The sequence below is a fragment of the Limimonas halophila genome, assembly GCF_900100655.1.
Lineage (GTDB): Bacteria > Pseudomonadota > Alphaproteobacteria > Kiloniellales > Rhodovibrionaceae > Limimonas > Limimonas halophila.
Genome location: NZ_FNCE01000002.1, coordinates 1 through 24,872 on the forward strand (window position 1 = coordinate 1; position 24,872 = coordinate 24,872).

At 69.6% G+C, this 24,872-nt stretch carries 19 protein-coding genes and 1 pseudogene; 8 read left to right on the forward strand and 12 right to left on the reverse strand.

Annotated features, from left to right (window positions below):
- A pseudogene (locus tag BLQ43_RS14525) lies at positions 1 to 362 on the forward strand (methyl-accepting chemotaxis protein); the annotation flags it as partial.
- 87 nt (positions 363 to 449) lie between these two features.
- Here the strand turns inward: BLQ43_RS14525 and BLQ43_RS03015 are convergent.
- Together BLQ43_RS03015 and BLQ43_RS03020 are read right to left on the reverse strand one after the other, a co-directional pair.
- Positions 450 to 1,712, reverse strand: a complete 1,263-nt coding sequence (locus tag BLQ43_RS03015) for a threonine ammonia-lyase (RefSeq protein WP_218119105.1) — start codon at positions 1,710 to 1,712, stop codon at positions 450 to 452.
- Positions 1,713 to 1,773: 61 nt separating this feature from the next.
- The gene (locus BLQ43_RS03020; RefSeq protein WP_176758492.1) at positions 1,774 to 4,161 is read right to left on the reverse strand and encodes a penicillin acylase family protein; all 2,388 of its coding nucleotides are present in this window, start codon (positions 4,159 to 4,161) and stop codon (positions 1,774 to 1,776) included.
- Positions 4,162 to 4,379: 218 nt separating this feature from the next.
- Between BLQ43_RS03020 and BLQ43_RS03025 the strand changes: the two genes are divergently transcribed.
- The 5 genes from BLQ43_RS03025 to BLQ43_RS03045 all read left to right on the forward strand — a co-directional run bounded on the left by BLQ43_RS03025 (position 4,380) and on the right by BLQ43_RS03045 (position 10,229).
- Positions 4,380 to 5,537 (forward strand): type III PLP-dependent enzyme, encoded by a 1,158-nt coding sequence (locus tag BLQ43_RS03025; RefSeq protein WP_090018664.1) that lies wholly within the window; start codon positions 4,380 to 4,382, stop codon positions 5,535 to 5,537.
- 62 nt (positions 5,538 to 5,599) lie between these two features.
- Positions 5,600 to 6,466 carry an alpha/beta fold hydrolase gene (locus BLQ43_RS03030; RefSeq protein WP_090018665.1) on the forward strand — a complete coding sequence of 289 codons (867 nt, stop codon included), beginning with the start codon at positions 5,600 to 5,602 and terminating at the stop codon, positions 6,464 to 6,466.
- Positions 6,466 to 7,452 (forward strand): YheT family hydrolase, encoded by a 987-nt coding sequence (locus BLQ43_RS03035; RefSeq protein WP_090018666.1) that lies wholly within the window; start codon positions 6,466 to 6,468, stop codon positions 7,450 to 7,452. The genes BLQ43_RS03030 and BLQ43_RS03035 overlap by 1 nt, the downstream gene beginning before the upstream one ends.
- A gap of 92 nt (positions 7,453 to 7,544) precedes the next feature.
- Complete coding sequence (locus BLQ43_RS03040) at positions 7,545 to 8,846, forward strand: O-acetylhomoserine aminocarboxypropyltransferase/cysteine synthase family protein (RefSeq protein ID WP_090018667.1); 1,302 nt, start codon at positions 7,545 to 7,547, stop codon at positions 8,844 to 8,846.
- 177 nt (positions 8,847 to 9,023) lie between these two features.
- Positions 9,024 to 10,229: a pentapeptide repeat-containing protein gene (locus tag BLQ43_RS03045; RefSeq protein WP_090018668.1), complete on the forward strand. Its 1,206-nt coding sequence runs from the start codon at positions 9,024 to 9,026 to the stop codon at positions 10,227 to 10,229.
- Here BLQ43_RS03045 and BLQ43_RS03050 read toward each other — a convergent pair.
- The 3 genes from BLQ43_RS03050 to BLQ43_RS03060 all read right to left on the reverse strand — a co-directional run bounded on the left by BLQ43_RS03050 (position 10,226) and on the right by BLQ43_RS03060 (position 14,670).
- Positions 10,226 to 10,696 (reverse strand): DUF29 domain-containing protein, encoded by a 471-nt coding sequence (locus tag BLQ43_RS03050; protein WP_090018669.1) that lies wholly within the window; start codon positions 10,694 to 10,696, stop codon positions 10,226 to 10,228. The genes BLQ43_RS03045 and BLQ43_RS03050 overlap by 4 nt on opposite strands.
- A gap of 198 nt (positions 10,697 to 10,894) precedes the next feature.
- Positions 10,895 to 14,398, reverse strand: coding sequence for a transcription-repair coupling factor (mfd, locus tag BLQ43_RS03055; RefSeq protein WP_090018670.1), 3,504 nt, complete (start codon positions 14,396 to 14,398; stop codon positions 10,895 to 10,897).
- Entirely contained in the window at positions 14,395 to 14,670 is a 276-nt protein-coding gene (locus tag BLQ43_RS03060; RefSeq protein ID WP_090018671.1) for an FAD assembly factor SdhE, read from the reverse strand. Before BLQ43_RS03060 ends, mfd begins: the two co-directional genes overlap by 4 nt.
- 121 nt (positions 14,671 to 14,791) lie before the next feature.
- Between BLQ43_RS03060 and recG the strand changes: the two genes are divergently transcribed.
- Together recG and BLQ43_RS03070 are read left to right on the forward strand one after the other, a co-directional pair.
- Entirely contained in the window at positions 14,792 to 16,873 is a 2,082-nt protein-coding gene (recG, locus tag BLQ43_RS03065) for an ATP-dependent DNA helicase RecG (protein WP_090019111.1), read from the forward strand.
- Between the two features lie 344 nt (positions 16,874 to 17,217).
- Positions 17,218 to 19,149, forward strand: coding sequence for a sensor histidine kinase (locus BLQ43_RS03070; RefSeq protein ID WP_090018672.1), 1,932 nt, complete (start codon positions 17,218 to 17,220; stop codon positions 19,147 to 19,149).
- Between the two features lie 10 nt (positions 19,150 to 19,159).
- On the opposite strand, the gene BLQ43_RS03075 is transcribed toward BLQ43_RS03070, so the two are convergent.
- From BLQ43_RS03075 to sufC, 7 genes are all read right to left on the reverse strand, one after another.
- A complete protein-coding gene (locus BLQ43_RS03075; protein WP_090018673.1) occupies positions 19,160 to 19,747 on the reverse strand; it encodes an NAD(P)H-dependent oxidoreductase in 588 nt (195 codons plus the stop codon).
- Positions 19,748 to 20,073: 326 nt separating this feature from the next.
- Positions 20,074 to 20,412, reverse strand: a complete 339-nt coding sequence (locus tag BLQ43_RS03080; protein ID WP_245659431.1) for a HesB/IscA family protein — start codon at positions 20,410 to 20,412, stop codon at positions 20,074 to 20,076.
- Between the two features lie 105 nt (positions 20,413 to 20,517).
- Complete coding sequence (locus BLQ43_RS03085; protein WP_090018674.1) at positions 20,518 to 20,910, reverse strand: SUF system Fe-S cluster assembly protein; 393 nt, start codon at positions 20,908 to 20,910, stop codon at positions 20,518 to 20,520.
- Positions 20,911 to 20,955: 45 nt separating this feature from the next.
- Positions 20,956 to 21,420, reverse strand: coding sequence for a Fe-S cluster assembly sulfur transfer protein SufU (gene sufU, locus BLQ43_RS03090; RefSeq protein ID WP_176758493.1), 465 nt, complete (start codon positions 21,418 to 21,420; stop codon positions 20,956 to 20,958).
- The gene (locus tag BLQ43_RS03095; protein ID WP_090019114.1) at positions 21,420 to 22,688 is read right to left on the reverse strand and encodes a cysteine desulfurase; all 1,269 of its coding nucleotides are present in this window, start codon (positions 22,686 to 22,688) and stop codon (positions 21,420 to 21,422) included. The genes sufU and BLQ43_RS03095 overlap by 1 nt, the downstream gene beginning before the upstream one ends.
- 17 nt (positions 22,689 to 22,705) lie before the next feature.
- Positions 22,706 to 24,034 carry a Fe-S cluster assembly protein SufD gene (gene sufD, locus BLQ43_RS03100; protein ID WP_090018675.1) on the reverse strand — a complete coding sequence of 443 codons (1,329 nt, stop codon included), beginning with the start codon at positions 24,032 to 24,034 and terminating at the stop codon, positions 22,706 to 22,708.
- 37 nt (positions 24,035 to 24,071) lie between these two features.
- The gene (sufC, locus tag BLQ43_RS03105; protein WP_090018676.1) at positions 24,072 to 24,827 is read right to left on the reverse strand and encodes a Fe-S cluster assembly ATPase SufC; all 756 of its coding nucleotides are present in this window, start codon (positions 24,825 to 24,827) and stop codon (positions 24,072 to 24,074) included.
- Positions 24,828 to 24,872 lie beyond the last annotated feature (45 nt).

A 24,872-nucleotide genomic window follows, 5' to 3' on the forward strand; every position in this document is an offset into this window, starting at 1 on the left:
CGCAGAAGGCGACCGAGGACATCTCCGCGCGCATCAACAAGGTGCAGAGCGAGACCAGCGAGGCGGTGACGGCGATCGAGCGCATCGCTTCCAGCGTCAAGCAGATCGACGAGACGGCGTCCTCGATCGCCTCGGCGATGGAGGAGCAGACCGCCTCCACCCAGGAGATCGCGCGCAACATCGAGGAAGCCTCGGCCGGCGCGCAGGAGGTCACCAACACCATCGGCGAGGTGACCCAAGCCGCCGACACCACGGAATCCACCGCCAGCGAAGTCCTGTCCAGCGCCGACGACATCAACAAGCAGGCCCAGACGCTGCGGGACAAAACGAGCGAGCTCTTGAGCAGTCTGCGAGCGGCCTGACGCCGGCGCGGACGGAGCCGCGCACGAAAAAGGGGCCGCGGGCAATGGCCCGCGGCCCCAATGCGTTCGGCGGTTGCCGCGTCGTGGTTACGGCAGCGACGGGCCGTCCGCGGAGATGCTGGACAGCACGCGGGTGTGGAAGCCGCCGCCCTCGAGGGCGGAGACGATCTCGCGGACGTGCGTGCTGTTGCGCGTCTCCACCACGGCGTCGATCTCCGCCTTGCGCACGGGCACGTCGTGGAAGAGGCGCTGGTGGTAGATCTCCACGATGTTGCCGCCGGTGTCGCCGATGAGGCCCGAGAGGCGCGCCAGCACGCCCGGCGCGTCGGTGATGTCGATGCGCAGGCGCACCAAACGGCCGTCGCGCACCAGCCCGCGCATCAGCACCGAGGCCAGGATGCGGGTGTCGATGTTGCCGCCGCAGATGACGAGCCCGACCTTGCGGCCGGCCAGGCGCTCGCGGTTCTTCGACAGCGCGGCCAGCGGCGCCGCGCCCGCGCCCTCGGCGACCGTCTTCTGATACTCGGACAGCGTGGAGACGCCGCCCTCGATGCTGGCCTCGTCCACCAGCTCGATCTGGCTGACGAGGTTGCGGATGACCTTGGTCGTCAGCTCACCCGGCTTCTTCACGGCGATGCCGTCGGCGAGGCTGACGCCGCCCGAGGTCGCCGGCAGGCCGTGGATGTGCTGGTACATCGAGGGGAAGAGCTCGGCCTCGACGCCGATCATCTCCACCTCGGGGTTCAGCGACTTGGCGGCGATGGACGTGCCCGAAAGGACACCGCCGCCGCCGATGGGCGCGATGATGGTGTCCAGCTCCGGCTGATCCGCCATCATCTCCAGGCCGATCGTGCCCTGGCCGGCGAGCGTCTTCGGGTCGTCGTAGGGGTGAACGTAGGTCAGGCCCTCGGCGTCCATCAGCTCCTGGGCCTTCTCGCCGGCCTCGTCGATGGTGTCGCCGTACTGGATGACGCGGGCGCCGAAGTCGCGCGTGCGCTCCACCTTGCTGAAGGGCGCGGAGGTGGGCATGACGATCGTGGCCGGGATGCCCAGGCGCTGGGCGTGGTAGGCGACGCCCTGGGCGTGGTTGCCGGCCGACTTGGCGATCACGCCGGTCTTCTTCTGCTCGTCCGACAGCGAGACCAGCTTCACGTAGGACCCGCGGTCCTTGAAGGAGCCGGTGTACTGCTGGTTTTCCAGCTTCAGGTAGACCTCGCACCCGAGCATCGCGGACAGCCGCGAGGCGGGGATCAGGGGCGTGCGCACCACGTTGCCCTCGAGGGTCTCGGCTGCGGCCCGGATGTCGTCCAGGGTGCAGCCCACGTCCGTGGCGACTTCGGCAACGCTCATGATGGCGACTCTCCCTGCGCGTTTGTGGCTTGCTGCGATACGCGCCGCGTGACCGCCGCGGCTATCGCTCGGGCGAATGGTGCGCGGGAAGAAGCCGCAATGTGCGGTCCGACGCTTTGCTGTCGCCGACAAGCTTTAAATACTTTCCGTCGCGCCAGGGGCGAGCCAGGTCCATGTAGTGGGGCGAAAGCGGGTTGCTGGACTGGCCGCCGGCAATCATGAAGCGCGAACTGCCCGGCGGGCGGCTCAGGTCGTGCAGGCTGCGCAGGCCCGCCCCGTGAACGTGTTCGTAGCGTTCGCCGAAGGCCGCGCTGTAGCGCATGCCGCCGCGGTTGACCGTCTCGTCGCCGCCCGGCGTCGCCAGATCCGGGTGCAGCAGCCCGCCGAGCACCGGCACACGCGACAGCAGGGTGTGGGGGAGTGTGGTGCGGTGCGCGTCGCCCCACCGCCACGACCGAACGTCGCCGCCGAAGCGGTCTTCAAGCCTGGTGAGCGCGGTTTCCAGCGCTTGTCCCGCGACGCGGGCGCACGGCCCGGCCGTGTCCTCGGGCGCGGCATCGCGGCACCAACCGCCGGCGCCGGCGAGCGCGCGGCGCAGGCGGCGCGGCTCGGGCCGGGCGAAGTCCGTGAACAGCGGACCCAGCGGCTCCGCGAAGAGGGCGCGGTTCAACATGTCCAGCCACGCCGTGAAGATCAGCGGCGCCGCCGTGTCGGTCGCCATCCCGCCGTCCCACTGGCGCAGGATGTCCAGGGCCGGGGCGGTTTCCCCGCTCGCCGGCGCCAGCCGCAGCAGGCGGTCGCGCAGCAGGCGTGGCGCCGCGCCCATGGTATCGAGCTGGATGGCCTCCATCGCGTCGAGTGTCAGCGGCCGCTCGGCGCGGTCGAGCAGGCGGCCGATGCGCTCGGCCCGGTCCGGTGGCGGCCAGTGCGCGGCCAAGCTGTAGGGGTAGGCGTCGGCAACCAAGCGGTTGTTCGCGTTGACGAGGCGGCCGCGCTCCGGGTTCACGCTTTGCGGCAGGGCATCGCGCGGGATGAAACGCTCCCACCCGCGGCCCTGTTCCCACCCCGGAATGGGCAGCATGCCGTTGCCGTTCTTGCGCACCGGCACGCGCGCCGGGGCCGTGACGGCGATATTGCCGGCGTCGTCGGCCAGGAAGATGTTCTGTTGCGGCGCGCCCGCGTGGTCCAGGGCCGTCAACGCCGCATCGACACTGCTCGCGGCATTGACGCTTCGGATGGCGTCGAGCGTGCGGTCGTCGGGCCGCAGCGCCGGCCAAGCCAGCGCCAGCACGGAGCGCGGGCGGGTGGCCGCGCCGGCCTCGGGCACGGCGTCGGAGATCACGGGGCCGTGGCGGGAGCGGCGCACCTCGACGGTCACGGGCTCGTCCTCGCCGCGAACGGCGATGTGCTCGGTGCGCGTTTCGAAGGCGCGGGTGCCGCCGGGCACGCGGTAGCGGTCCCGGTTCTGCGGCGCGAGCTTTTCGATGAAGAGGTCCTGGGTGTCGCTGTGCGTCGTCGTCAGGCCCCAGGCGAGGTGCTGGTTGCGCCCGGCGACGTGGAAAGGGATGCCGGGCGAGGTCGCGCCCACGAGGGTCATTTCCGGCGTTTCGATGCGCGCCAGGTACCAGTACCCCGGCGTTTGCAGGCGCAGGTGCGGATCGTTCGCCAGCATCGGCCCGCCGCCGGCCGTGCGCGTGCCGTCCACGGCCCAGGCGTTGGAGGCGGAAACGTCCGTGGCCCCCTTCGGCAGCAGGCTCGCCAGCTCGCCCAGCGGCAGGTCCAGCGAGGACAGGATCGTGGTCGCCGCGGTTTCGGGGTAGGAGGGGCGCAGGGTGTCGATTTGCGACGGCGACAGCCGGTCGGCCAGCCGGGCGTTGGTGATCTCCTCGCGCCAGTTGCCGGAGAGCTGGAGCTGCATGATGTGCAGCCACGCCAGGCTGTCGGCGGCCGTCCACGGCTCGGGCTCGCCCACCACCTGCAACACCGGCGGCAGCACGGGGTCGCGCGCCAGGAAGGCGTTGACGCCGTCGGCGTAGGCGTCGAGCGCCGCGCGCGTCGGCTCGCTGAGGTGCTGGAGCTGCTTCTTCGCCAACTCGCGGAAGCCAAGGATGCGCATCAGCTTGTCGATGCGCAGCGTGCCCGCGCCGGCGAGTTCCGACAGCTTGCCGTGGGCCACCCGGCGCACCATGGCGAGCTGCATCAGCCGGTCCTGGGCGTGCAGGAAGCCCAGCGCCGCATGGGCGTCCCGACGCGAGTCGGCCGCTATCGTGGGGATGCCGTGGTCGTCGCGCGTGACGGTCACGGGCGCGTCCACGGCCGCGATGTCGATCTCCCCGCTGGTTTGCGGCAAGGATTGGCGCAGATAGCCGTAGCCGGCCGCGCCCGCGATCACGGCCAGGATCAGGACCGCGGCGGCGATCCGCCCGGTCCAGCGCAAAACAGCTCGCACGTCGGCGTCTCCAGGTATCGGCGTGAGTCGGAACCCGTCCGGGGCAGGGCGGCGCCTGGCGGGCGCGCCGTCAAGCCGGTTGTCGCGCGCATCTTGACACACCGGCGTGCGTGCGGTTGAGACACGGCTTTCATCCCCGCTTGCGCAGCGCGATCAGGGCAGGGCGAGCCTGCCGGGACCCGTTTCGTGTTCGGCCGCGGCACGCCGCTGGAGGTGTCATGCAGACCCTGCTCGACCGTGAGCGCTTCGACGACGCCGACGCCGTGGTGCGCGCGCTCCAGCCCGCCTATCCCGTGTACTGCCTGCGCCCGCACGTCATCGATGCGGCGGCGCGGCATTTCGTGGCCCACATGCCGGGCGACACGCTCTATGCCATGAAGTGCAACCCGCACCCGCGCGTCCTCTCCGCCGTGTCCGAGGCCGGGGTGCGGTCGTTCGACGCCGCCTCGCTGCCCGAGATCGCGCAGGTCATGGGCCTCTCGCGCGGCAACGAGGCCTGCTACATGAACCCGGTGAAGCCGCCGGGGGCCATCGCCACGGCCGCGCGCGACTACGGCGTGCGCGTGGTGTCCGCCGATCACGCCGAGGAGGTGGTGAAGATCGCCGCCGAGATCCCGGACCCGGCGGCGACGACCGTGGCCGTGCGCATCGCCACGCCCGGCACCGAGGCGGAGATGGACCTCTCCGGCAAGTTCGGCGCCGCGCCCGGCGAGGCGGCGCGGCTGATGCGCCTGGTCGCCGAGCACGGCATGCGGCCCGGCATCGCCTTCCACGTGGGCTCGCAGTGCCGCTCGCCCGCCGCGTACACGCGCGCGCTCGATCAGGTGGGGTCGGTGATCAGCGAGGCCGGGGTGCGCCCGGCCTGCGTCGACATCGGCGGCGGTTTCCCCGCGCCCTACGGCAGCGCGACGCCGCCCCTGGCCGATTTCGCCGACGCGGTTCGCAGCGCGCTGGACGGCCTTGATCTGCCGGGGGACTGCCGCATCATGGCCGAGCCGGGCCGGGCGATCGTGGCGCAGGGGATGTCGCTGCTGGTTCAGGTGCACCTGCGTGCGGGCCGGCGGCTCTACATCAACGACGGCGTCTTCGGCAGCCTGGGCGAGGTCTCGATCGTCGGCCTGCGCCCGCCGGCGCGCGTGGTGCGGCCCACCGGCCCGGCGCCCGCGGCGGAAACCCAGGTGTACGAGATCGCGGGGCCGACCTGCGATTCCGTCGACATGATCCCGGAAGCCTTCGAGCTGCCCGCCGACATCGCCACGGGCGACTGGATCGAGATCGACTGCATGGGCGCGTATTCGAACGCCCTGGCCTCGCGCTTCAACGGCTTCGACCCCTGCACCTTCGTCGAGGTGGGCGACCCGCCGCCCTGTTCGTGATCCTCCGCCGCGTTGGCGGCGAAGCGTGCGGTGCCATATCCTCGCAGTGAGGAGAGATCGCGATGGTAACGCAAACGGTGCCGCGCCTGGACCACGTGCTGGGCTTGTCCACGGCCGGGTTCCACCGGCTCGCTTACGCCGACTGGGGCGAGGCCGACAGCCCGGCGTGCGTCTGCGTTCACGGCCTGACGCGCACGGGGCGCGACTTCGACGCGCTGGCGGAGGCGCTGGCGCCCAACCGCCGCGTGCTCTGCCCCGACGTGGCCGGGCGCGGGCGCAGCGACTGGCTGGCCTCGGCGGAGGCCTACACCTACCAGCAGCACATGGCCGACCTGACGGCAGTGATCGCGCGCGCCGGCGCCGACGGCGTGGACTGGGTGGGCACCTCGATGGGCGGCATCCTGGGCATGCTGATGGCGGCGCAGCCGGGCACGCCCATCCGCCGGCTGGTCCTGAACGACGTCGGGCCCTTCATCCCGCGCGAGGCGCTGCTGCGCATCGGCGAGTACGTGGGCACGGACCCGAGTTTCTCCGACTTTGATGCCGCCGTGGCCTACCTGCGGCGGGTGAGCGCGCCCTTCGGCGATCTGCCGGACGGTCACTGGCGTCATCTCACCCGGCACTGCGTGCGCCCGGACGGCGCGGGCGGCTACCGCCTGCACTACGATCCGCGCATTGGCGCCGCCTTCCAGGATCCGGACGCGCTTGCCGACGTTGACCTTTGGCAGGTGTGGGATGCCATCGCGTGTCCCGTGCTCGTGGTGCGCGGGGCGGAGAGCGATCTGCTGACGGCCGACACGGCCGAGGAAATGACGACCCGCGGGCCGGGTGCCGAGGTCGTGACCGTGCCGGACACCGGGCACGCGCCGCCGCTGCTGTCGGACGCGCAGATCCGGCCGGTCGCCGACTGGCTGACCGCGCGCGGCTGATGCGGGCACCATCCGACGGCATCGACAGCTTCCGCCCGCGTCCGCCCTGGTGGACGGGCGATTTGCAGACCGTGCGCAACGCGGTCGTGCGCCCGCGCGTGGACCTCTCGTCCTGGCCGGAAGCGCGGCTGTGGCTGCCGGTGCAGGGCGGCGACTGGCTGGCGGCGGCCTTGCACGCGGGCGAGCGGATCGGCCACGCGCCGCCGGTGGTGCTGATCCACGGGCTGTGCGGCTGCGAGGATTCCGCCTACGTCCGCGCCAGCACGCGGTTTTGGCTCTCGCAGGGGCATCCCGTTCTGCGCCTGAACCTGCGGGGAAGCTGGCCCTCGCGCCCGCACTGCGCCGGGCACTACCACGCGGGGCGCAGCGAGGACCCGGCGGCGGCGCTGCGGGCCTTGATTCAGCGGCAGCCGGCGATCGCGCGAACCGGGGTCGTGGTCGTCGGCTATTCCCTGGGCGGCAACCTGCTGATCAAGCTGCTGGCGGAGGCGGGCCGCGAGCTGCCCATCCGCGCCGCGGCGACAGTGTCCGCGCCCATCGACCTCGCCGCGACGACACGGCGCTTCAACCGCCTGCGCAACGCGCCGTATCGCTGGTGGTTGCTGACGCTGATGAAGCGGGAAGCCCTGGCACCTCCGGCCGAGATCTCCGACGCCGAGCGCGCGGCCATCGACCGCGCGCGCACGCCGGCCGACTTCGACGACGGCTTCATCGCGCCGCGCTTCGGCTTCGGCGACTGCTGGGACTACTATGCCCGGTGCAGCGGCGAGCGCTTCCTGCCGGCCGTCCCGCTGCCGCTGCTGCTGATCCACGCCGCCGACGATCCCTGGATTCCGGTTGGGCCGTACGAACGCGTGCATTGGGACGCCAATCCGAACCTGACGCCAGTTTTGACTCCGGGCGGCGGGCACGTCGGCTTTCACGCCGCCGGGGACGGCGACCCCTGGCACGACCGCCGCATCGCCGCCTTTCTGGCCGATCTGTAACCGAATTCGGGCAACAGCCTTGGCGCGCGCCGGTCATCCCGGCAAACTGCGCGCCCACGTTCGACGATCGGCGAGCCCACACGGAGGCCCCCATGACCGCCAGCGACAATCCCCATCCCGAGACGATCTGCCTGCACGCGGGCTTCGACCACGATCCCGCGACGGGGGCGGTGGCGCCGCCGATCTACCAGACCACCAGCTATCAGTTCGAGGACACGGAGCACGCGCGCCGCCTGTTCGCGCTGGAAGAGCCGGGGAACATCTACACCCGGATCATGAACCCCACGAACGACATCCTGGAAAAGCGCATCGCCGCGCTGGAAGGCGGCGCGGCCGGGCTCGCGGTGTCGTCGGGGCAGGCGGCCTCGACGCTCAGCATCCAGAACATCGCGCGGGCCGGCGACAACGTCGTCTCCTCGACGGACCTCTACGGCGGCACCTGGAACCTCTTCAACCACACCCTGCCGCAGCAGGGCATCGAGGTGCGCTTCGTCGATCCGGCCGATCCGGAGGCGTTCCGCCGCGCCTCGGACGAGAAGACGCGCGCCTGGTACGCGGAGACGCTGCCCAACCCGAAGCTGCAGGTCTTCCCGATCTCGGAGGTCGCGGCGATCGGGCGCGAGATGGGCATCCCCCTGATCGTGGACAACACGGCCGCGCCGGTGCTGTGCAAGCCGCTGGAGCACGGGGCGGCGGTCGTCGTCTACTCCACCACGAAGTACATCGGGGGCCACGGCACCTCGATCGGCGGGATGATCATCGACGGCGGGAATTTCCCGTGGGAGCAGCATCCCGAGCGCATCCCGCTGCTCAACCAGCCGGACCCGAGCTACCACGGCGCGGTGTGGACCGAGGCGGCGAAGCCGCTCGGCCCCATCGCCTACGCGCTCAAGGCGCGCACGACGCTGCTGCGCGACCTCGGCTGCGCCATGAGCCCCTTCAATGCGTTTCTCTTCATTCAAGGGCTGGAGACGCTGCCGCTGCGCATGCGCACGCACTCGGAGAACGCGCGGCAGGTGGCGGACTATCTGGCCGAGCACCCGGCCGTCTCGCGCGTGATCTATCCCACGCACCAGGAGCCCAAGTTCCGCGAACGCGCGGACATGCACCTGCGCGGCGGCTATGGCGGCCTGCTCGGCTTCGAGCTGAAGGACGGCGCGGCGGCCGGCCGCAAGTTCATTGAGCAGCTCAAGCTGTTCTACCACGTCGCCAACATCGGCGATGCGCGCTCCCTCGCCATCCATCCGGCGACGACGACGCACTCCCAGCTTTCCGAGGAGGAACAGCTCGCCACCGGCACCTCGCCGGGCTACGTGCGCCTGTCCATCGGCCTGGAACACATCGACGACATCAAGGCCGATCTGGCCCAGGCCCTGGAGGCGGCACGGGGGTAGGTGCCGCGCTGGCGCCTGCACTCGCTTGGTGTGCGCGGCTCAGGGTTCATCACGATCGGTTGACGATCGGCGTGTTTTCGTCGTCCCAACCGTTGCGCGCGGCGTTCCCCGGTGTTGGTATTGCCGTGGAGGCACTGTGTGGCAGGCAGCGCGGTGCCGCAGGCCAGGGAGGCCCGCATGGCGGTACGGGAGCACGCTCGAACGGACGGCGACTGGTACGTCCCCACGCTCGACGAGGTGCGGGAGATCGTCCGGCGCCACGGTTTGTACCTCGCGGGCCGCGCGGGCGGACGGCGCGCCGATCTGTCGTTCACCGACCTGCGCGGCTTCGACCTGGAAGGGCTCGACCTCTCCCACGCCGAGCTGACGGGCGCGGTCCTGCGCAAGTGCAACGCGCGCGGCGCCACCTTCAGGGGCTCATCCCTCTTCATGGCCGATCTGCGCGCCTGTGTGCTGGACAGCGCGGTGTTGGACCGGGCCGACCTGCGCGGCGCCTCCCTGCGCGCGGCACAGTTGAACGACGCCAGCGCCGTGGACTGCGACATCCGCCCGGCGCGCATCGCCGTGTCGGACGGCGGTAGCTACCGCGACCTGGAACACGCCGCCGACGCCGACGTCATTCCCGCCATGGCGGCCAAGCTCAGCGCGCGTCGCGCGCGCATGACCTGGGCGCGCCTGGGCGAGTCACAGGCCATGCGCGCCGATTTCAGCGAAACCGATCTGCGCCAAGCGAACTTCAGCCAGGCGACCCTGGTGCAATGCGTCATGCAGTCGGCGCGGTTGACCGGTGCGAACCTTGAGGGCTGCGACCTCTCCAACGCCGATCTCGCCGCGGCGAACCTGGAGGGCGCGCGCTTCGACGGGGCGCGGCTGCAGGACACGGACGTGCGCGGTGCCGTGATGGACGAGCACGTGCGGCAGTCCGGGCTGTTCTGGGAAGCGAAGCTTGACGAGCGCGGCGACGAGGCCGATGCGGTGGCCGTGGCCGACATCCTCGCGGCCCACGAAACCTGGCTGAATTCCAACGGCGAGCGCGGGCACCGGGCCAACCTGGCGGGCCGCGACCTGCGCGGGCTGGACATGACGGGCGCGCACCTCGCCATGGCCGATCTGTCCGACGCGAAGCTCGCGGATGCGGACCTCGCGCGCGCCGAACTGGCGATGGCGGATCTCTCGCGCGCCGATCTGACCAGCGCCAATCTGCACCAGGCCGATCTGCGCGGGGCCAAGCTGGTGGAGGCGAACCTGAGCCACGCCAACCTGCGCGCCGCGCGCACGCAGGCGCTGGCGATCAAGGGCGCGTTCTACCGCGTGGACGCCACGGACGCGCGCTTCGACGGCGCCGACCTGCGCGGCTGCGACCGCGAGAACCTCGGGTTTTAGAGCTTCTCGCGCACCGTGCGTTCCGCCGCCTCGACGCTGAAATCGGCGGCCAGCAGATCGTCGAGGGCAAAGGGGCAGGCGAGGTCGCGCGGCAAACCGGCTTCGCCGTGTTCCGCCATAAGGGTGTTCGCGTTCGTCAGCGCCGTGGCCCACAGCGCGTCGAGATCGACGTGCTGGCGCAGGCCGGGCGAATAGGCGTCGCGCGCCTGATCCTGGTGTTCGCGCGCCTCGACGATCCAGTGCGCGCGCGGCGCGTCCGCCGGGCTGCCGGCCAGCTTGCACAGGTGGACCAGAAGCTGGCGCAGATGCGCGCGCAGCTCCCGCAATTCCCGCTTGCCCAAGTCCGCGACCTCGTCGGCGAGATGCTGCGTGTCGAGATGGTTGCGCCCCCGCAGCGATCGCAGGCGTTCGGCCTGCTGCTGCGTCCAGGTGTAGAAGTCGGTCTCGTACAGGCGTTCGTCCGGCATCGTCCAATCGCCCGCCTTGGCTGCCCGAAGCAGCAGTCTACACCCTCACCGTCGAGCGTGACTAGAGCAGATCGCCGTAAAGCAGAATCACCCGCGTGATTCTGCTTGCTCGTGCGTGAATCTGCTCGCACTGGAAAAACAGGAGCCTAGCGTGAGATTTCCAACTTTCTCGGCAAACACGATTTCACGCACGATGCTCTATGCCGCTGCCTCTTGCTTGGCGATCTTGGCCAGCTTGTTCAGCAGCTGGTGGATGCCCTTGATGCGCTCCTGCGGCTCGTCCCAGCGGCGGCGGTAGACCAGCTTCTGGTCCTCCGGGCGCAGGTGGACGGTGCCCACCTCCTGCTTGACGAAGTCCACCAGCCCGCCGGGGTTGGGGAAGGTGTCGTTGTGGAAGGCGAGCACGGCGCCTTTGTGCCCGGCGTCGATCTTTTCCACGTTGCAGTCGCGGCAGAGCTGCTTGATCGCCACCACTTCCAGCAGGTTCTCCACCTCGCCGGGCAGCGGGCCGAAGCGGTCGATCAGCTCGCTGGCGAAGGCGTCGATCTCGCTTTGGTCCACCAGATGCGCGATGCGCCGGTAGAGGCTGAGCCGCACGTTCAGGTCCGGCACGTAGTGATCCGGGATCATCACCGAGGTGCCGACGTTGATCTGCGGCGTGAAGCCCTGCTCGGCCTCCGCCTTGGCGGTGCCCTTGGCCTCGGACACGGCCTCTTCCAGCATCTGCTGGTAGAGTTCCACGCCCACTTCCTTGACGTGGCCCGACTGCTCCTCGCCCAGCAGGTTGCCGGCGCCGCGGATGTCGAGGTCGTGGCTGGCGAGCGTGAAGCCCGCGCCCAGGTGGTCGAGCTGCTGCATGACGTGCAGGCGCTTTTCGGCCGCGTCCGTCAGTTTGGCGTTGGGCTTGAGCGTGAGGTAGGCGTAGCCGCGCAGCTTGGAGCGGCCGATGCGCCCGCGAAGCTGGTAGAGCTGCGCCAGCCCGTACATGTCCGCCCGGTGGACGAGCAGCGTGTTCGCGGTGGGCACGTCCAGGCCGCTTTCGATGATGTGCGTGGACAGCAGCACGTCGATGCGGCCCTCGTAGAAGTCCGTCATGATGGTTTCCAGCTCGCGCGCGCTCATGCGCCCGTGCGCGACGGCAACCGTGACCTCCGGCACCAGCTTGGAAATCCGCTCGTAAAGTTCGTCGAGGTCCGAGATGCGCGGGGCGACGTAGAAGGTCTGCCCGCCGCGCCAGTGTTCGCGCAGGATGGCCTCGCGCACCACCACGCCGTCGAAGGGCAGGACGAAGGTGCGCACGGCCAGCCGGTCCACCGGCGGCTGCGAGATCACGGACAGCTCGCGCACGCCGGACAGCGACAGTTGCAGCGTGCGCGGGATGGGCGTCGCGGTGAGCGTCAGAACGTGCAGGTCGCCGCGGAACTCCTTCAGCTTTTCCTTCTGCTTGACGCCGAAGTGCTGTTCCTCGTCCACGATGACGAGGCCCAGGTCGCGGAAGTCCACGCTCTTGTTGAGCAGCGCGTGCGTGCCCACGACGACGTCCACGGTGCCGTCGCGCAGCCCGCGCTTCACCTTGGTCTGCTCGTTCTGCGAGACCATCCGCGAGAGCTGCTTCACCTCCAGCGGATAGCCGGAAAAGCGGGACTTGAAGGTGTCGTGGTGCTGGCGCGCCAGAAGCGTGGTGGGGCAGATCACGGCCACCTGCTTGCCGTTCATCGCCGCCACGAAGGCCGCGCGCAGCGCCACCTCCGTCTTGCCGAAGCCCACGTCGCCGCAGATCAGGCGGTCCATGGGCTTGCCGGCGGTCATGTCGCCGAGCGTGTCCTCGATGGCCTGGAGCTGGTCGTCCGTCTCGGCGTAGGGGAAGCGGGCGCAGAACTCGTCGTAGGCGGCCGTCGGGATCTCCATGGGCTCCAACGTGCGCACCTGGCGCTCGGCGGCGATGCGCAGCAGCTGGTCGGCGATCTCCTTGACGCGCTCTTTGACCTTGGCCTTGCGCGCCTGCCAGTTGCCCTGGCCGAGCTTGTCCAGCTGGACGCCCGCGTCCTCGGAGCCGTAGCGGGACAGCACCTCCAGGCTCTCCACCGGCACGAAGAGACGGTCGTCGCCGGCGTAGGTGACCTTGAGCATGTCGTGGGGCGCGCCCCCGACCTCCAGGTTCACCAGGCCGTCGTAGCGCCCGATGCCGTGCTCCGCGTGCACGACCAGATCGCCGTCGTGCAGCGTGGAGACGTCGGTGAGGAAGTTGTCCGCCTTGCGCTTGCGCCGCGCCGGGCGGGCGATGCGCTCGCCCAGGATGTCCTGCTCGGAAATCACCGAGGCGTGGTCGCCGACGAAGCCGTGCTCCAGGCTGAGCGTGACCAGCGCCACGGCGTCCGCCGGCAGCTCCCGCGCCTCCGCCCAGGTCTCCACCGGCGCCAGCTTCGCCAGGCCGTGATCGGTGAGCACGCTGCGCAGGCGCTCGCGCGAGCCCTGGGTGTAGCCCGCGATGGCGACGCGGCGGCCCGCCTGCTGGTCCTGGCGGATCGTGGTCTGGAGGGTGAGGTAGGGCTCGCCTTCCTCGCCCTTCTTGCGCGCGGCCGTGAAGTCGTGGCCCGGCGCGCCGCCGGAATCCAGGATGTGCGGGGCGGTGGACGGTGCGGCGAAGGGCGAGAGCGAGGCCACCCCGCGCCCGTCGTCCAGTGCGGCGTCCCAGTCCTCCGCCGTCAGGTAGAGCAGTTGCGGCGGCAGCGGATTGTAGGTGCCGGCATCCAGCTCGCCACCGCGCTGCACGGTGCGCCGCGCCTCGTAGAACTCCCCGATGGTTTCCAGGCGCTGGTCGCGCAGCTCTTCGGCCTGGCGGTCCAGGCTCACCGGCGTGTGCTCGGGCAGGTAGTCGAGCAGGGTGTCCAGCCGGTCGTAGAACAGCGGCAGCCAGTGCTCCATGCCCGCGTACGGCCGGCCCTCGCTGACCGCGAGGTAGAGGGTGTCGTCCTTGGCCGGCTGGCCGAAGAACTCGCGGTAGCGCGTGCGGAAGCGTTGGATGGTGTCGTCGTTGAGCACGACCTCGCTGACGGGCTTGAGCGTGAAGTCCGTCAGCTCGCCCGAGGTGCGCTGGGACAGCGGATCGAAGGTGCGGATCGTCTCCAGCTCGTCGCCGAAGAAGTCCAGGCGCAGCGGCTCCGCGCGCCCCGGCGGAAAGACGTCCACGATGCCGCCGCGGATGGCGTATTCCCCGGCCTCGCCGACGGTGTCGCTGCGCACGTAGCCGTTGGCGGCGAAGAACTGCGTCAGGCGCTCGGGATCGCACTGATCGCCCAGGCCCAGGTGCATGACCCGCTCGGTCAGCGCCTCGCGCGGGGCCAGCCGCTGCACCAGCGCGTTGACCGTGGTGAGCACGATGCGGCCGGCTTGCGGCCCGGCTTCGCTTTGCAGGCGGGTGAGGGTGTCGACGCGCTCGGCGACGACGTCGCGGTGCGGGCTGACGCGGTCGTAGGGCAGGCAGTCCCACGCCGGGACCTGCACCACCTCGACGTCCGGCGCGAAGAACGCCAGCGCCTCGTGGATGCGGCTCATGCGGGCGTCGTCGCGCGCCACGTGGAGCACCGGCGCGCCCTCGCGGGCGGCCGCCGCCTCCGCCAGCAGCCAGGCATCGTAGCCTTCGGGCGCGCGCGCGATCACCCAGCGCCCGCCCTCGTCGAAGGCGCGCGCGAGCGCGTTCACCCGTTCACGGGGTCGATCCGTTGATTGCACAGCCACCGCAGCAGGTCCGTGTCGTGCTCGGGCGTGGGATCTTCCAGGCCGGTGATCCAGGCGTAAAGCGTGGCGTCCGGCACCTGGAGAAGCGCCTCGTAGCGTTCCAGTTGCTCGGGGGTCAAGCTGGCGAGGTGGCGGTCGGCGAAGGTGCCGATCAGCAGGTCCATCTCCCGCGTGCCGCGGTGCCAGCTCATGAAATAGGCGCGCTTGCGCCGCGTCTCGAGGTCGCTGCCGGTCATCGGCCTGTCTCCCCTGTGCTGTCTGGATATAAGCGAACCTGCCCCAGCTGTCACGGCTTGGGGTGGCGGCGCGTGCCTGCTATGGGATCGCGGGACGCCGCGAGACGGGGAGGGAGCAGCCCTGCGCCCGCAGATCCTCAATCCGCTGTTCGCCGGGATCACCACGCTCAAGGGCGTCGGGCCGCGCAACGCCAAGGCGTTCGCGAAGCTCGCCGGCGAGCGTGTGGTGGATCTGTTGTGGCTGCTGCCCACGGGCGTCATCGACCGCAGCCACGCCCCCAGCGTGCGCGAGGCCGAGGACGGCCGCGTCGCCACGCTGACGGTGCGCGTCGAGGACCACCGCCCGCCGCGCTCCCAGCGCGCGCCCTACCGCGTCATGTGCATGGACGACACCGGCGTGCTGGAGCTGGTGTTCTTCAACGTGAAGGGCGACCACCTCACGCGCCTCCTGCCGGTGGGCGAGTGGCGCGTGGTCAGCGGCAAGGTCTCGCACTACCAGGGCCGGGTGCAGATCCAGCACCCCGACCACGTCGTCCCGCCCGAGCAGCGCGGCGAGGTGCAGGGCGTGGAGCCGGTGTATCCGCTCACCGCCGGGCTGGTGCTGAAGGTGGTTCGCAAGGCCATCCGCGCGGCGCTGTCGCGCACGCCCGACCTGCCGGAATGGCTTGACCCCGCGCACCGCGAGCGCGAGGGCTGGCCCGTGTGGCGCGACGCCGTCGAGGCCTCGCACGCGCCGCAACGCGAGGCCGACCTGCAACCCGACACGCCCGCCCGGCGGCGGTTGGCTTACGACGAATTCCTGGCCAACCAGCTCGCGCTCGCCCTCGTGCGCCGCCAGCAGACGCGCCTGAAGGGCCGGGCGATCCAGGGCGACGGGCACCTGCGCGCGAAGGCGCTCGCGGCGCTGCCCTTCGAGCTGACGGGCAGCCAGCGCGAGGCGGTGCACGAGGTGCTGGCCGACATGGCCGCGCCGCACCGCATGCTGCGGCTGCTCCAGGGCGACGTGGGCAGCGGCAAGACGGTCGTGGCCGTCCAGGCCATGCTGGCGGCGGTGGAAGCCGGCTGTCAGGCCGCCGTCATGGCGCCGACGGAGGTGCTCGCGCGCCAGCACTTCGCCACGATCCAGCCCATGGCGGAAGCGGCGGGCGTTGAGACGCTGCTGCTCACCGGCAAGGACACCCGCGCCGCGCGCCAGCAGGCGGTGGAAAAGCTGCGAACCGGCGCCGCCGGCATCGCCGTGGGCACGCACGCGCTCTTCCAGCAGTCCGTGGAATTTCACGACCTCGGGCTGGCGGTCATCGACGAGCAGCACCGCTTCGGTGTGCACCAGCGCATGTCGCTCCAGGCGAAGGGGAAGGGCGTCGACGTGCTCGTGATGACCGCCACGCCCATCCCGCGCACGCTGCTGCTGACCTCCTACGGCGACATGGAGGCCTCGCGCATCACGGAAAAACCCGCGGGCCGGCAGCCGGTGGACACGCGCACCGTCTCCCTGGACCGCATTTCGGAGGTGGTCGACGGCGTCGCCCGCGCCATGGACCAGGGCAGCAAGGTCTTCTGGGTGTGCCCGCTGGTGGAGGAGAGCGAGCAGACCGACGTTTCGGCGGCGGAAGAGCGCTATGCGGTGCTGAAGGAGCGCTTCGGCGGGCGCGTCGGCCTCGTCCACGGCCGCATGAAGAGTGCCGAGAAAGAGCGCGTCATGGCGGCCTTCCGCGACGGCGACGTGGACCTGCTGGTCGCCACGACGGTGATCGAGGTCGGCGTGGACGTGCCCGCCGCGACCCTGATGGTGATCGAGCACGCTGAGCGCTTCGGGCTGGCGCAGCTTCATCAGTTGCGCGGCCGCATCGGGCGGGGTTCGGCCCGCAGCACCTGCGTCCTGCTGTACCAAGGACCGCTCGGCGAAACGGCGCGGGGACGCCTGCGCATCATGCGCGAGACGGACGACGGCTTCCAAATCGCGGAGGAAGACATGCGCCTGCGCGGGGCCGGCGAGGTGCTGGGCACGCGCCAGAGCGGCTTCCCCGAGTTCCGCGTGGCCGATCCGGGCGCGCACGAGGACCTGCTCGCCGTAGCTCGCGACGACAGCCAGCTCGTCCTCCACCGCGACCCGGAGCTTCAGGGCGAGCGCGGGCAGGCGCTGCGCGTGCTCCTCTACCTCTTCGAACGCGACGTCGCCGTTCGATATTTGCGATCCGGGTAAACGGTGGGCCGTTTAATCCCGTCCGAACGCCATCAATGCGGGCGTTTCGGACTCCAGGCCCATATCGGCTGCCGAAAACGGTGGGCCGTTTAATCCCGTCCGAACGCCATCAATGCGGGCGTTTCGGACTCCAGGCCCATATCGGCTGCCGAAAACGGTGGGCCGTTTAATCCCGTGAGAACGCCATCAATGCGGGTGCCCGGCACCAGGCCGATATCGGCCGCCGTGGTTCCATCGGTGTTTGAATGGGCCGCGGGTTTCGACGGCTACCCGAATAGGGTACAAATTTTGGCGTGCTTGCCAGATACAGCGAATTGCGACCGACACGTTTGACGCCGCGAACCATGCGCCTGATCGCCCGAACCGCCTCTGCCGCGGCAACCGTGCTGGTGGCGCTCGCGGTGCTCGTGATCGCTGCGCCGGTGCAGGCGGAGGGGAAACGGGTGCTTTTGCTGAGCGCCTATCACCCCACCTTCTCGCACGTTGACGACCAGATCGAAGGCGTTCGGGCGGGCCTCGCGAAAGCCGGGCTGGGCGAACACGCCTATCAGCTCGACGTCGAGTTCATGGACACGAAGCGCTTTCCCGAGCAGCGCAACGTCGCCGAGTTCCGCAGCCGCCTTCGCTACAAGCTCGCCAACGCCCCCGAATACGACCTCGTCATCGCCGCGGACGACAACGCCCTGACGTTCGCGCTGGCCGAGCAAAAGGGCATGTTCGCGGAAACCCCGATCGTGTTCCTGGGTGTCAACGACCGCGACCTCGCGCGGCGCCAGCAATCGAACCCCGGCGTCACAGGGGTTGTGGAGTCCAGCTCCATGGCCGGCACCTTGCGCCTGATGCGTCGGCTGACAGCGCAAGACGGGGCGGTCCATGTGATCAGCGACGCCAGCACGACGGGCCGCGCGTTGCTGGAGCGGCTGCGCACGGTGGTAGCGGACATCCCCGCCATCGAGCTGAAGGTCATTTCACTGGCGGAGATGACGTTTGCCGAGTTCGAGCGCCGCTTGGCGGCGCTGCCGCCGGAGAGCGACCTGTTGCTGCTGTCCGCGTTTCAGGACGAAAGCGGGCAAACGCGCAGCTTCGAGCGAAGCCTGGACGCGATCGTCAGCCACACCGACGCTCCCGTGTATTACCTCTGGCGCAAGGGCATCGGTGAGGGCCTGCTGGGCGGCCGGGTGGTGAGCCACCGGGTGCAGGGGCGTGTTGCCGGCCACATGGCCGGCCGGATTCTCCAGGGCACCGCCCCAAGCGAGATCCCGGTTCAAACTGAAAGTCCCAACCGCGTCATCTTCGATTACACGCTCTTGGATCGCTACGGCATCGATCCTGCGGCGCTTCCCGAGGACACCATCCGCGTCAACGAGCCTGAGCGGGTGTGGGACACCCACCCCTATCTGGTTCTTGCGGCGACAGTGATCGGGGTGCTGCTGCTCATGATCATCGCGGGGCTGGTTGTGTTCGCGCGCTTGCGTCAGCGCACGGCCCAGCGCCTGGCGTGGTATCAGCGAGAACTGGAAAACAGCCTGGAGGAACGCACCCGCGCCCGCGACGAAGCCGAGCGGGCCAACGCGGCCAAGTCCGACTTCCTGGCGTCAATGAGCCACGAACTGCGCACGCCGCTCAATGCCGTGATCGGTTATGCCGAGATCATGGAGCAGGAACTGATGGGGCCGCTGGGCCAACCGCAGTACCGCGACTACGTGCGCGACATCCGTGCCAGCGGCGAGCACCTGCTGGAGCTGGTGAACGACGTCCTCGACCTCTCCAAAATCGAGGTCGGGCGCTACGAGTTGAACGAGCGGGACGTGCCGATTGCCGAGGTGGTGCAGCAAGCCGTCGCGATCGCCCGCCCCAAGGCCAACGCCAAGGGGCTGGCGCTCGCCAACCACGTAACCGACGGCTTTCGGGTGTGCGCGGACGAGCGTGCGCTCCGCCAGATCCTGTTGAACCTGCTGACCAACGCCGTGAAATACACGCCCGAAGGTGGCCGCGTGAGCGTCGAGGCCACGGCCGACGGCCCTGTATCGATCACGGTGCGTGACACGGGCACGGGGATCGCGCAGGCGGATCTGGACAGCATCTTCGAGCCGTTCAGGCAAGGCGAAAACGCCCGTTACCACCGCAAGCAGGGCACGGGCATCGGGCTGGCGGTGAGCCGAAAGCTGGCCCTGATGCACGACGGCGATCTGGAGTTGCAAAGTGAGGAAGGCGTCGGGACCGCCGTGACCCTGTACCTGCCGGAAAGCCGGGTTGTGGCAGCGGCAGCAGCGTAACCTCGCCAGCTTACCGCGCCGCGCGGCCGAGCCCGCGCATGCGGGCGAGCCACTTTTCGCGGTGGGCGGCGGCGCTGTCGACGCTGCCGACGAGGCTGTCGCGCACGGGGCCGATGCCGCAGAACTTGAGGATGTTGCGCTCCAGGCTGCGCAGGCTGTGCGCGCCGAACCACCAGCGGTAGGCGAAGGCCGGCATGCCCATCGTGACGACGACGCGGGCCGAGCGGCCGGTCAGACGGCCGTTGGGAAAGCCCTTCTTCTCGTAGGAAAACGCGAAGCCGGGGCGGAAGACCTGTTCCAGAAAGCCCTTGAGCAGCGCCGGCATCGTCCCGAGCCAGAGCGGATAGATCAGGACGATGTGCTGTGCCCGCTCGACGGCCGCCTGGGCGCCGGCGATGGCGGCCGGTGGCTCTGTTTCGGTGAAATCCTGCTGTGAGCGGACGAGTGGGAAATCCAGCTCGGCGACCGCCACCCGTTCGACCGTGTGGCCGCCGGCTTCCGCGCCCTCGGCGTAGGCGTGGGCCAGCGCGTGGCCGTAGTGTCCGCCCGCCGGATCGGGATGGCCCTGGATGATGAGGATGCGCGTGGGATCGGCCATGCGCGGAGTGTACCGCCCGTGACGGGACGCCGATAGCTTCCAAGCTCGGTGGCGAGACCACCGAAACGTATATTCGACCAGCGCGATATCGCGGATGGCCTCACCGACGCAGCGTGACAAACGCCGGTATCTTTCAAGCTACCATCGGATAGGAGTCCCCGCGCTCGCCGCGACTTGCGTGGCGCTGATGCTTTCGACCGACGTGGCGCGACAGGCGCCGATAGCTTCCAAGCTCGACGGAGAGGACGTCGGGGCATTTATTCGACCAGCGCGATATCGCGGATGGCCTCACCGAAGTCTCGTGACTGACGCCGATAGCTTCCAAGCTATATGGTGAAGCTTTCGCCGCAGCCGCAGCGGCCCTTTTCGTTGGGGTTGTTGAAGACGAAGCCGCTTTCGATGCGCCCTTCCTGATAGTCGATCTGCGCACCGAAGAGGAACATGATCGAGGAGGGCTCCAGGTAAATCTTCACGCCCTTGTCCTCGATCTCGTCCTCGTTCTCGCGCTTTTCGTGGGCGTACTCGAAATGGTAGCTGAGCCCGGAACAGCCCTTGGTGCGCACACCCACGCGGAGCGCCTGCACGGGCTCGTCGCTCTGGGCGATGAGCTCCTTCATGCGGTTCGCGGCGTTGTCGGTCAGCGTGACCAGGGCCGGACTCATCATCGGTGTGTCCCTTTCCTCAAATCGGCGTGGCCGGCGCACGGCCATAATGCAGTCTAACGCGTGTGCCGCGACGGCCCAACACCAGGACGCGTGGGGGTTTTTCCTTCACCCGAGCCCGAGGGCCAATTTCGCGTCCTCGCTCATCTTTTCCATCGTCCACGGCGGCTCCCAGGTCAGCGTGACCGTGACCTTGCCGGTGCCGGGGACGGTGGACACGGCGTCCGCGACCTGCTGCGGCATTTCCGCGGCCACGGGGCAGGCGGGCGTGGTCAGTGTCATCAGGACATTGACGTCGCCGTTGTCCTGAATCGCCATGTCGTAAATCAGGCCGAGGTCGTAAAGGTTCACCGGAATTTCGGGATCGTAGACCTCGCGCAGCGCGGCGATCACGCGATCGTCGTCCGCGATCTGGCTGGTGTCGGTGAGTGCTTCGCCGGCCGTCGCCTGGGAGCCCTCGGTCTCCTCGGGGTCGGTCGGCATGCCAAAGACGGGATCCATCGTCGTCCTCCTGCCGCAGCGTGCGGCGCGTTGTCTGATCGCGACCTACTCGGTCGAAATCTCGCCCTGGTCGTGCGCGGCGGCATCCAGGGTGTGCCAGGCCAGGGTGGCGCACTTGACCCGGGTGGGGAACTCGCGAACGCCCGAGAGGACCTGGAGCTGCTCCAGGGCGTCCTTGTCCACGTCCTCGGGGATGTCGGGATCGTCGTGGGTGCACATCTCGTGGAAGGCGTGGAAGAGCTTTTCCACCTCGGCCACGCTCTTGCCCTTGACGATCTCCGTCATCATCGAGGCGGACGCCAGCGAGATGGCGCAGCCCTGACCGCGGAAGCTGACGTCGCCGATGCGCCCGTCGCCGTCCGTGTGCAGGTAGATCACGAGCGTGTCCCCGCACATCGGGTTGTGGCCGTGCGCCATGTGGTTGGCGTCGTCGAGCGAGCCGAAGTTGCGCGGGTTCTTGCCGTGATCGAGGATGACTTCCTGATACAGCTCGCGCAGTTCGTCCATCATCAGCCGAAAATCTCCTTCACCACCCCGAGCGCGTCCGCGAGCTGGTCGATTTCCTCGTGGGTGTTGTAGATGCCGAGCGAGGCGCGGACCGTCGAACTGATGCCGAAGCGCTCCATCGCGGGCTGGGCGCAGTGGTGCCCGGCGCGGATCGCCACCCCGGCCCGGTCCACGATCGTGCCCACGTCGTGGGCGTGCGCCTGGTCCATCGTGAAGGAGAGGATGCCCGCCTTCTCCGGCGCGCGGCCATGGATGCGCAGGCCCTCGATAGCGTCCAGGCGCTGCGTGGCGTAGGCCAGCAGCTCGGCCTCATGCGCGGCGACGTTCGCCATGCCCAGCTCGGCCAGGTAGTCCACCGCCGCGCCCAGGCCGATGACCTCGACGATGGCGGGCGTGCCCGCCTCGAACTTGTGGGGCGGCTTCTTCCAGGTGGACTGCTCGAAGGTCACGCTGGCGATCATCTCGCCGCCGCCCTGGTAGGGCGGCATCTCGGTGAGCAGGTCGTAGCGGCCGTAGAGCGCGCCGATGCCCGTCGGCCCGTACATCTTGTGCCCGGAGAAGGCGTAGAAGTCCGCGCCGAGGGCCTGCACGTCCACCGGCTGGTGCGGCACGGCCTGGCAGCCGTCCACCACCACGACCGCGCCCTGGGCGTGCGCCGCCGCCGCGATCTCCTGCACGGGCACGACCGTGCCGAGCGCGTTGGAGACCTGGCTGATCGCCACGATCTTCGTGCGCGGGCCGATCAGGTCGATGACGTCCTGCGCCGTGACGCTGCCGTCGTCGCCGATGGGTGCGACCTTGAGCTGCACGCCCTTCTCGTCGCGCAGCAGCTGCCAGGGCACGATGTTGGAGTGGTGCTCCAGGTGGGTGAGCACCACCTCGTCGCCTTCCTGGCAGAAGCGGCGGCCGTAGCTGCTGGCCACGAGGTTGAGGGCCTCGGTGGCGCCGCGCGTGAAGACGATTTCCTCGCTGCGCGCGGCGTTGATGAAGCCCGCGACCTTGTTGCGCGCTGCCTCGAAGGCATCCGTCGACCGCTGGCTAAGCTGGTGCACGCCGCGATGCACGTTGGAATAGTACTGCTCGTACACCGCCGTCATGGCGTCGACGACCGGCTTGGGCTTCTGGCTGGACGCGGCGTTGTCCAGGTAGGCGAGCGGCTTGCCGTGCACGCGCTGGTGCAGGACCGGGAAGTCCGCGCGCACACGCGCCACGTCCAGGCCGACCGCGCCCGTCTCGCCGTGTCGGGCCAGGGTGTCGGATGCCTCGCTCATCGCGCTCATGCGCTCCCTCACGCCGGGGTGCGGTTCAGCCAGTCGCGGACCTGGTGCATGAAGGCCTCGCGCAGGTGGTCGTTGGTCATCTCCTGCACGACCTCCGCCAGGAAGGACTCCACCAGCATGCGCCGGGCCGCGCCGTAGGGAATGCCGCGGCTGCGCAGGTAGAAGAGCGCGTCCCGGTCCAGCGCGCCCGCCGTGGAGCCGTGGCTGCACACCACGTCGTCCGCATAGATCTCCAGCTCCGGCTTGGCGTCGATCTCGCACTCGTCCGAGAGCAGGAGCGCGCGGGAGAGCTGGTTGCCGTCGGTCCGCTGCGCGTCGGGATGGACGTGCAGCTTGCCCTGGAAGACCGCGCGGCTCTTGCCGGACAGCGCGCCCTTGAAGATCTCGCGGCACCAGGTGTCGGGCACGGTGTGCTCGATCAGCGTGGTGTTGTCGCAGTGCTGCTTGCCGTGCTGCAGGTAGCCGCCGTTCAGGCGCGCGTCGGCGTGCGAGCCCTCCAGGCGGACGTGCAGCTCGTTGCGCGACAGCTTGCCGCCGATCGACAGCCCGAAGCCGTCGTAGAAGCCGTTCTCCTGCACGCGGCCGTGCAGCGTGTGGACGTGGAAGGCGTCCTCGTTCTCGCCCTGCAGCTTGTAGTGGTGCAGCTTTGCGCCGCGGTCCACGTAGAACTCGGTGACGCTGTTGGCGAAGGTGGTGCCGGCGGACACGCCCACGTGGTGCTCGACCAGCGTGGCCTCGCTGCCGGGCTCCATCACGAGCAGGTTGCGCGGGTGGTAGGCCAGCGCCTCCTCACCCGACGCCGCGAGAGACACCACCTCGATGGGCTCGTTGACCTTCGCGCCCTCGCGGACGCGCAGCACCAGGCCGTCGCGCGTGAAGGCGGTGTTGAGGTGGTAGAAGGGCTGGTCCTCGTGCTTCTCGGCGATTTGGCCGAAGTGCCGCTCGACGAAGGCCGGGTCGGTTTCCAGCGCCTGCTGCAGGCCCATCACCTCGGCGCCGTCGGGCAGGCGGCCCAGCCGCGACAACTCCGCGCGGAAGCGGCCGTTGACGAAGACCGCGCGGTGGCCCGCCTTCTCGCCGATCAGGCTGGGCACGGCGTCGATCTCCACGCCCGCGGTGTAGTCCGTCGCCGGGTGGAAAACGGTGCGCTCCAGCGGGCGCAGGTTGGTGTACTTCCAGGATTCCACCTTGGGCGTGGGGAAGCCCAGCTCGCGGAAGCGCTCGATGCCGGCGCGGCGCAGCGCCGTCAGCCACGGCAGGTCGTGGCCGGGCAGGGCGCGCGCGTTCGACAGCGCGTCGAACTGCTCGCTGAAGGGTTGCTGAAGGCTCTCGCTCATCGTCGTCTCGGCTCCCGTTGGCCGGCGGGGATCACGGTTACGCGGCCTGGCGCTCGAACTGCGCGTAGCCCTCTTCCTCCAGGCGCAGCGCCAGCTCCTTGTCGCCCGTCTTCACCACCTGGCCCTTGACCATGACGTGCACGTAGTCCGGCACGACGTAGTTGAGCAGGCGCTGGTAGTGCGTGATCATCAGCATCGAGCGCTCGGGCGAGCGCAGGGTGTTCACGCCGTCCGCGACCGTGCGCAGGGCGTCGATGTCCAGGCCGCTGTCCGTCTCGTCCAGCACGGCCAGCGTCGGCTCCAGGGCCGCCATTTGCAGCACCTCGGCGCGCTTCTTCTCGCCGCCGGAGAAGCCGGTGTTCACCGAGCGCCGCAGCATGTCGTGCGGGATGCCCAGCTCGTCGCAGCGCTGGCGCATCTGCTTGGTGAACTGCATGGGGTCGACTTCCTTGCCGCCGCGCGCCTTCTGCACGGCGTTGACCGCCTCCTTGAGGAAGGTGGTCATGGTCACGCCCGGGATCTCGATGGGGTACTGGAAGGCGAGGAAGAGGCCGACGGCGGCGCGCTCCTCGGGCTCCATTTCCAGCACGTTCTGCCCGTTGAACAGCACCTCGCCCTGAGTGACCTCGTAGCCCTCACGGCCCGTGAGCACGTGCGCGAGCGTCGACTTGCCCGAGCCGTTCGGGCCCATGATCGCGTGCACCTCGCCCGCGTTCAGCGACAGGTTGACGCCGCGCAGAATCTCCGTGCCCTCGACCTCGGCGTGCAGGTCCTTGATTTCCAACAGCGCCATGGCGTCCTCGATCTCTCCGTCGTGTGTCCGGTTTTTTTTCGGACG

What these genes read in the sequence shown, in the direction of transcription:
- sufD (WP_090018675.1), bottom strand. Translation starts at nt 24,034, where the DNA reads ATGAGCGAGAGCCTTCAGCAACCCTTCAGCGAGCAGTTCGACGCGCTG.
- BLQ43_RS03035 (WP_090018666.1), top strand. Translation starts at nt 6,466, where the DNA reads ATGCGGGCACCATCCGACGGCATCGACAGCTTCCGCCCGCGTCCGCCC.
- BLQ43_RS03045 (WP_090018668.1), top strand. Translation starts at nt 9,024, where the DNA reads ATGGCGGTACGGGAGCACGCTCGAACGGACGGCGACTGGTACGTCCCC.
- BLQ43_RS03025 (WP_090018664.1), top strand. Translation starts at nt 4,380, where the DNA reads ATGCAGACCCTGCTCGACCGTGAGCGCTTCGACGACGCCGACGCCGTG.
- BLQ43_RS03030 (WP_090018665.1), top strand. Translation starts at nt 5,600, where the DNA reads ATGGTAACGCAAACGGTGCCGCGCCTGGACCACGTGCTGGGCTTGTCC.
- BLQ43_RS03085 (WP_090018674.1), bottom strand. Translation starts at nt 20,910, where the DNA reads ATGGATCCCGTCTTTGGCATGCCGACCGACCCCGAGGAGACCGAGGGC.
- BLQ43_RS03050 (WP_090018669.1), bottom strand. Translation starts at nt 10,696, where the DNA reads ATGCCGGACGAACGCCTGTACGAGACCGACTTCTACACCTGGACGCAG.
- BLQ43_RS03060 (WP_090018671.1), bottom strand. Translation starts at nt 14,670, where the DNA reads ATGACCGGCAGCGACCTCGAGACGCGGCGCAAGCGCGCCTATTTCATG.
- BLQ43_RS03015 (WP_218119105.1), bottom strand. Translation starts at nt 1,712, where the DNA reads ATGAGCGTTGCCGAAGTCGCCACGGACGTGGGCTGCACCCTGGACGAC.
- BLQ43_RS03080 (WP_245659431.1), bottom strand. Translation starts at nt 20,412, where the DNA reads ATGATGAGTCCGGCCCTGGTCACGCTGACCGACAACGCCGCGAACCGC.
- BLQ43_RS03040 (WP_090018667.1), top strand. Translation starts at nt 7,545, where the DNA reads ATGACCGCCAGCGACAATCCCCATCCCGAGACGATCTGCCTGCACGCG.
- sufC (WP_090018676.1), bottom strand. Translation starts at nt 24,827, where the DNA reads ATGGCGCTGTTGGAAATCAAGGACCTGCACGCCGAGGTCGAGGGCACG.
- sufU (WP_176758493.1), bottom strand. Translation starts at nt 21,420, where the DNA reads ATGATGGACGAACTGCGCGAGCTGTATCAGGAAGTCATCCTCGATCAC.
- BLQ43_RS03095 (WP_090019114.1), bottom strand. Translation starts at nt 22,688, where the DNA reads ATGAGCGAGGCATCCGACACCCTGGCCCGACACGGCGAGACGGGCGCG.
- BLQ43_RS03075 (WP_090018673.1), bottom strand. Translation starts at nt 19,747, where the DNA reads ATGGCCGATCCCACGCGCATCCTCATCATCCAGGGCCATCCCGATCCG.
- BLQ43_RS03070 (WP_090018672.1), top strand. Translation starts at nt 17,218, where the DNA reads ATGCGCCTGATCGCCCGAACCGCCTCTGCCGCGGCAACCGTGCTGGTG.